Consider the following 6,609-nt stretch of genomic DNA (forward strand, 5'->3'; position numbering starts at 1 on the left):
GAAGAATCGGTGCTGGGCTGGAAGGAGTACGAGATGGAGGTGGTCCGCGACACCGCGGACAACTGCATCATCATCTGCTCGATCGAGAACATCGACCCGATGGGGGTCCACACGGGCGACTCCATCACTGTCGCCCCCGCCCTGACGCTGACCGACAAGGAATATCAGCGGATGCGGACAGGCTCGATCAACGTCCTGCGCGAGATCGGCGTCGAGACCGGCGGGTCGAACGTGCAGTGGGCGATCAATCCCGCCGACGGCCGGATGGTCGTGATCGAGATGAACCCGCGCGTGTCGCGCTCGTCTGCCCTGGCGTCCAAGGCCACCGGCTTTCCCATCGCCAAGGTCGCGGCCCGTCTGGCAGTCGGATACACTCTGGACGAGCTTCAGAACGATATCACCATGGTCACGCCGGCCTCGTTCGAGCCGTCGATCGACTATGTGGTCACCAAGATCCCGCGCTTCGCCTTCGAGAAATATCCGGGCGCCGAGCCGCTCCTGGGCACCTCGATGAAGTCGGTGGGCGAGGTCATGGCCATCGGCCGGACCTTCCAGGAATCGATGCAGAAGGCCCTGCGCGGGCTGGAAACCGGCCTGACCGGCTTCGACGAGATCGAGATCGACGGGGCCGCCAATCCCGAGAGCGACGACGCCGCTCGCGCCGCCGTGATCCGGGCGCTGGGCCAGCCGACGCCCGACCGGATTCTGGTCATCGCCCAAGCCTTCCGCCACGGCCTGTCGGTCGAGGAGGTCAACGCCGCCTGTTCCTACGAGCCCTGGTTCCTGCGCCAGATCGCCGACATCGTGCGCGAGGAAGGCCATGTCCGGGTCAAGGGCCTGCCGACCGAGGCGACAGAGTTCCGCAAGCTGAAGTCCAAGGGCTTCTCCGACGCCCGCCTGGCCACCCTGACCGGCACGAACGAAAAGGCCGTGCGCAAGGCCCGCCGCGACCTGTCGGTCCGCCCCGTTTTCAAACGCATCGACACCTGCGCGGCCGAGTTTGCCTCGGCCACCGCCTATATGTATTCGACCTATGAGACCGGTGCCTTGGGCCAGATTCCCGAGTGCGAGTCCGAGCCTACGTCATTGAAAAAGGCCATCATTCTGGGTGGCGGCCCGAACCGGATCGGGCAAGGAATTGAGTTCGATTACTGCTGCTGTCACGCGGCGTTCGCCTTTGCGGACATCGGCGTCGAAAGCATCATGGTCAACTGCAACCCGGAGACGGTGTCGACCGACTATGACACCTCCGACCGGCTGTATTTCGAGCCGCTGACGGCCGAGGATGTGCTGGAGCTGATCGAGGTCGAGCGGTCCAAGGGCGAACTGATCGGCTGTGTCGTGCAGTTCGGCGGCCAGACGCCGCTGAAGCTGGCCCACGCCCTGCACGAGGACGGCATCCCCATCCTGGGCACCAGCCTGGACTCCATCGACCTGGCCGAGGACCGCGAACGGTTCCAGCAGATGCTGCAGTCGATCAACCTGCAACAGCCGCCGAACGGCCTGGCGCGCTCGGCGCAAGAGGCGGCGGACAAGGCGGACGAGGTCGGATACCCGGTCGTTCTGCGACCCTCATACGTGCTGGGCGGGCGGGGGATGATGATCGTCCACGATCGCGAACAGCTGGACCGCTATGTCGGCGAGGCGATGCGGGTGTCGGGCGACGATCCGGTCCTGATCGACCACTATCTGAACCGCGCCACCGAGGTGGACGTAGACGCCATCTGCGACGACGAGACGGTCTTCGTCGCCGGGGTGCTGGAGCATATCGAGGAAGCCGGGGTCCACTCGGGCGATAGCGCCTGTTCGATGCCGCCCTTCTCCCTGTCGCCCGCTATCATCGCCGAGCTGAAGCGCCAGACCGAGGCGATGGCGCGGGCGCTCAAGGTGCGCGGCCTGATGAATGTGCAGTTCGCGATCGAGGAACCCCATTCGGCGGAGCCCCGCATCTTCGTGCTGGAAGTGAACCCGCGCGCCTCGCGCACCGTGCCCTTCGTGGCCAAGACGATCGGCGAACCGGTCGCCGCCATCGCCGCCAAGGTGATGGCGGGTGTGCCGCTGAAGAGCTTCGGCCTGACCGACAAGCCGTATGACCATATCGCGGTCAAGGAAGCCGTCTTCCCGTTCGCGCGGTTCGCGGGCGTCGACATCATCCTGGGCCCCGAGATGCGTTCGACCGGCGAGGTCATGGGGCTGGACTGGAAACGCGACGGCGAGGCCGACATGGCCCCCGCCTTCGCACGCGCCTTCGCCAAGTCCCAGATCGGCGGCGGGACCACCCTGCCCACATCCGGCTGCGCCTTCGTCTCGGTCAAGGATGACGACAAGCCCTTCATCAAGGAGGCCGTCGCCGGCCTGATCGCGCAGGGTTTCAAGATCATCGCCACCGGCGGCACCGCGACCTATCTGGCCGAACAGGGACTGGCCGTGACCCCGGTCAAGAAGGTGCTGGAAGGCCGTCCGAACATCGTCGACGCCATGAAGAACGGCGACGTCCAGCTGGTCTTCAACACCACCGACGGCAAGCAGGCGTTGCAGGACAGCTTCTCTCTGCGCCGCACCGCCCTGATGATGAAAATCCCCTATTACACCACGGCGGCGGGGGCCCTGGCGGCGTCGCAAGGCATCGCGGCGATCAAGGCGGGCGAGCTGGATGTGAAGGCGATCCAGGAGTACGGGTAAGACGAGAGCCCCCCTGCTTCTTCGTCATCCTCCGGCGAGCAGAGCGAGACCGGGGGCCCCCTCGTCGTCCTCCGGCCGGCGAAGCCGGACCGGGGGAGGTGCCGAAGGCGATCTGTTCAGACGTGATGTCGAACGTGTGCATGCGCGACAGGTTCGCGCTCACGCGCGCCGCTGGGTCCCCCGGTCTGCGCCGCAAGAGCGGCTTGCCGGAGGATGACGGAATTGGGGGCGATTGCGGTCAATACAGACGCCTGCGCCAACCGGTGAGTTCCCGGTGATTTCGGCTACGCCGAGGGTGCGAAAGCGCGGCGATCCGGGTCAGGTCGGCTATGCAGAAATCTGACGAAACCTGCAGACTGCGCCGATACGGCGGGGGCGTCGGCTGGTGCGACCGATTCTGACGCAGTCGTGTGCCAAGGTGGGCGGATGGAGCACCATCGTCTGCGCAAATATCGGGGGCCGGAGACCTGGGCCATGGTCCGGCAGGCCTATATTGCCGGAGAATCCGCGCCCTCGCTCGTGAGGCGGTTCGATGTCGGCTACGCCAACCTGCGTCGGCGGGCCCGGATCGAGGGGTGGACCCGCAAGCAGATTGCCGAGACGCTGGATCTGAAGCCGTTGCGCGGCGGGGCCGACGATCCGCGTCCGGCGCTGATGGTATTGGCGGACCTTGACGGTCTGCCGGAGCCGCCGGCCATCGCACCGCGCGAGGCCGTGGCCAGGGCGGTGCGCCGGGCGGCCTGGCTGGTCAGCGAGGGCAAGGCGAACGAGGCATCATTGCTGCTGCGCGCAGCCGAGGCGCTGAACAAGCTGGCGTGGGCGGCGAAGGGGTAGGGTCGAGGTCGGCAGTCGGGGACGTCGGGGAGAGCCGACCGCTACCGCCCTCAGATGTGGATGGCGTGCCCCAGGGCCCTCAGCGTCGCTTCGTGGAAGGCCTCGCCCAGGGTCGGGTGGACGTGGATCACCCCCGCCACATCCTCCAGCACCGCGCCCATCTCCAGCATCTGGGCGAAGCTGTTGGACAGTTCGGCGACGTGCTGGCCGACGGCCTGGACGCCGAGCAGACGGTGGTCGGACTTCGACGCCAGAACACGGACGAAGCCGCCGTCCTCGCCGGCCTCGATGGCCAAGGCGCGGCCGATGGCGGCCAGGGGGAAGACGGCGGTGATGACGTCGTCGCGGCCCTCGACATCCAGCGGGCCGAGGCCCGCCGAGACGATCTCCGGCTCGGTGAAGCAGACGGCGGCGATGGTCACGGGATCGAACCGGCGGTCATGGCCGGCAATGATCTCGGCGACCACCTCGCCCTGGGCCGAGCCCTTGTGCGCCAGCATGGGTTCGCCGGTCAGGTCGCCGACGGCCCAGACATTCTTCATGTTCGTGGCGCAGCGGTCGTCGATCTTCACGAACGGCCCGGCCATGGCCACGCCCATGTTCTCCAGCCCCCAGCCCTTCGTCCGGGGACGGCGCCCGACCGTGACCAGCACCTTGTCGGCCTCGAGTTGCAGCGGTTCGCCGTCCTTGGTCGTGACGTTGAGCCTGCCGTCCCCGAAGCCGCCGGCCCGCGCGCCCAGGTGCATCTCCACGCCGTGGCCGGTCAGCCACTTCATCACCGGATCGGTCAGGGCCTTGTCATAGAGCGGCAGGATGCGGTCGGCCATCTCCACGATCGCCACCTCCGCCCCCAGCTTGCGATAGGCGATGCCGAGCTCCAGCCCGATATAGCCCCCGCCGACAACGACCAGCTTGCCCGGCACCGCATCCAGCGACAACGCCTCGGTCGAGGAGATCACGTCCCCGCCGAACGGCAGGAAGGGCAGCTCCACCGGCTCCGACCCCGTCGCCAGGATGACGTGTTCAGCCGTGATGGTGATCGGCCCGTCATCGGTCTCGACGCGGCAGGTCTTGGCGTCGGCGAAGGTCGCCCAGCCCTTGATGACCTTCACCTTGGCCTTCTTCAGCAGGGCCGCGACGCCGACGTTCAGTTTACGGACGATCCCGTCCTTCCAGGCCACGGTCTGGGACAGATCGATCGCGGCCTGCGACGCCGTGATGCCCAGCGTTCCGTCGCCGGCGGCCTTGGCCACGGTCTCGAACTTGCCCGCCGCATGGATGATGGCCTTGGACGGGATGCAGCCGACATTCAGGCAGGTGCCTCCCAGCCCCGCCGACCCGTCCACCAGCACGGTGTCCAGGCCGAGTTGGCCGCAGCGGATGCCCGCGACATAGCCGCCGGTGCCCGCGCCGATGATGAGGACTTTGGTTTTGATCTGCTGGGTCTGGGTCATTTCGGGAGTGTCTGCTGCTTCTCGAAAAGGGGGGCGAAACGCGATCCAGCCGCCCATTCACCGTGGAATAGTCGCGGCGTGTCGCCGGCAGACTGGATCACGAGAACGGTGTCACCGGGACGGTAAGCCTGGGCATAGAGGCAAAGTGCCGATGCCCTGGGTCCTGGATCAAAAACCTCTACGATGATCTCGGCATCGATGGAGGCCGGGCCCGACCGATTCTCGAACGACCTCAACCGCTCGATGCTGATTGTCGCTCGCCGCAAGTCGAATCCATGCTCCGTCGAAACGGGCAGCGGCGTCAGAGATGTGACACGGCCAGTGAAAATGTCTTCGTCACCTTCGGTCCAGCCTTCCCAGTCCGGTCCCGGAGGTGGGCTGCACGCCGAGGCGTTTAGACCCGTCACGGTCGCAATCATCATCGCCAGCCCCAAACTGATGAGCCAACGAGTCATCGGGCTGGGTGCGCCGTAGAGGCGAGGTCGAGAACGGCGCGGACCATCAGATCGTTCTGGTCCTGCGGATCGACGGCGACGTTAGCGTCCTCACCGATGAAGCGGGGGTCGGCGGGGACGGTGGCCAGCACCGTCTGGCCGAGCGTCGGGGTCCAGCCGACGTAGCAGAGCGGATGGGCGTTCCAGTTGACGACCAGGGGCGCGGCCGGAACCTCGCCCTTGACGGTATGCAAGGCCTCCAGCGTCGCCCGGCCAAAGGCCTCGCAGGCATTGGCCCCCGGCATCCCCGGCTCGATCCGCGCGCGCGCCAGAGTCGAGCGACATGCGGCGGCGTCCCCCGCCTCGACCGCCGTCACCCGCCCCACGAACACCGCACGCGCCTGGGCGATCTCGGCCGCCGTGTCGCGCGGCATGGGCACGCAGGCCAGGGCCGAGGTGGCGAACAGCGAGGTGGCGACGAGGGCGGCGGCGACCGGGGCGAAGGTCTTCATCTCACCCCATCCACAAGGTCGCGGGCTGTTCCAGCAGGCCCTTGATCCGCTGCACGAAGACCGCCGCGTCGTGGCCGTCGACGATGCGGTGATCGAAGCTGGACGACAGGTTCATCATCTTGCGCACGACCATCTGGCCGTTGCGGACCACAACCCTGTCCTCGATCTTGTTGGGGCCGACGATGGCGACCTCGGGGTGGTTGATGATCGGGGTGTGGACCACCCCGCCCAATGTCCCCAGCGAGGTGATGGTGATGGTCGAGCCGGACAGTTCCTCGCGCTTGGCCGATCCGTCCTTGGCCGCGCCGGACACCCGCGCGATCTCCAGCGCGGTGGCCCAGGCGTCGAGCGATTCCGCATGGCGAACCACCGGCACCATCAGCCCGTTCGGCGTCTGGGCGGCGATGCCCAGATGCACGGCGGCATGCTGGGTCAGGACGCCGGCCTCGTCGTCATAGGTGGCGTTGATGCTGGGCTGGTCCCGAAGCGCCACGACGATGGCGCGGGCGATGAAGGGCAGGATGTTGAGCTTGGGCTGATCCTTCTGTTTCGTCGCATTGAGGTGGGCGCGAAGCTCTTCCAGCGCCGTCATGTCGATTTCCTCGACATAGGTGATGTGCGGAATGCGTCGCACGCTCTCGGCCATCTTCTCCGCGATCTTGCGACGCAGGCCGATGATGCGGACCTCGGTCG

6 protein-coding genes are annotated in these 6,609 nt (G+C 66.9%); 2 read left to right on the top strand and 4 right to left on the bottom strand.

The features are described 5' to 3' along the window. Both carB and JHC99_RS16720 read left to right on the top strand, forming a co-directional pair. On the top strand, positions 1 to 2,682 hold a 2,682-nt coding region (gene carB / locus JHC99_RS16715), incomplete at its 5' end, for a carbamoyl-phosphate synthase large subunit (RefSeq protein ID WP_292155764.1). A 474-nt stretch (positions 2,683 to 3,156) separates the two neighbouring features. After that, the gene (locus tag JHC99_RS16720) at positions 3,157 to 3,516 is read left to right on the top strand and encodes a hypothetical protein (protein ID WP_292155765.1); all 360 of its coding nucleotides are present in this window, start codon (positions 3,157 to 3,159) and stop codon (positions 3,514 to 3,516) included. A gap of 50 nt (positions 3,517 to 3,566) precedes the next feature. Here the strand turns inward: JHC99_RS16720 and lpdA are convergent, their stop codons facing one another. The 4 genes from lpdA to JHC99_RS16740 form a co-directional block, all read right to left on the bottom strand. Then, positions 3,567 to 4,970, bottom strand: coding sequence for a dihydrolipoyl dehydrogenase (lpdA, locus tag JHC99_RS16725; RefSeq protein ID WP_292155766.1), 1,404 nt, complete (start codon positions 4,968 to 4,970; stop codon positions 3,567 to 3,569). Beyond that, positions 4,967 to 5,425 carry a hypothetical protein gene (locus JHC99_RS16730; RefSeq protein WP_292155767.1) on the bottom strand — a complete coding sequence of 153 codons (459 nt, stop codon included), beginning with the start codon at positions 5,423 to 5,425 and terminating at the stop codon, positions 4,967 to 4,969. Before JHC99_RS16730 ends, lpdA begins: the two co-directional genes overlap by 4 nt. Next, positions 5,422 to 5,916, bottom strand: coding sequence for a hypothetical protein (locus JHC99_RS16735; RefSeq protein ID WP_292155768.1), 495 nt, complete (start codon positions 5,914 to 5,916; stop codon positions 5,422 to 5,424). Before JHC99_RS16735 ends, JHC99_RS16730 begins: the two co-directional genes overlap by 4 nt. Position 5,917: 1 nt before the next feature. After that, a partial coding sequence (locus tag JHC99_RS16740) for a dihydrolipoamide acetyltransferase family protein (protein ID WP_292155769.1) occupies positions 5,918 to 6,609 on the bottom strand: 692 nt, incomplete at its 5' end.

It is taken from the genome of Brevundimonas sp. (assembly GCF_016463485.1).
Classification (GTDB): domain Bacteria; phylum Pseudomonadota; class Alphaproteobacteria; order Caulobacterales; family Caulobacteraceae; genus Brevundimonas.

What these genes read in the sequence shown, in the direction of transcription:
- lpdA (WP_292155766.1), bottom strand. Translation starts at nt 4,970, where the DNA reads ATGACCCAGACCCAGCAGATCAAAACCAAAGTCCTCATCATCGGCGCG.
- JHC99_RS16730 (WP_292155767.1), bottom strand. Translation starts at nt 5,425, where the DNA reads ATGACTCGTTGGCTCATCAGTTTGGGGCTGGCGATGATGATTGCGACC.
- JHC99_RS16735 (WP_292155768.1), bottom strand. Translation starts at nt 5,916, where the DNA reads ATGAAGACCTTCGCCCCGGTCGCCGCCGCCCTCGTCGCCACCTCGCTG.
- JHC99_RS16720 (WP_292155765.1), top strand. Translation starts at nt 3,157, where the DNA reads ATGGTCCGGCAGGCCTATATTGCCGGAGAATCCGCGCCCTCGCTCGTG.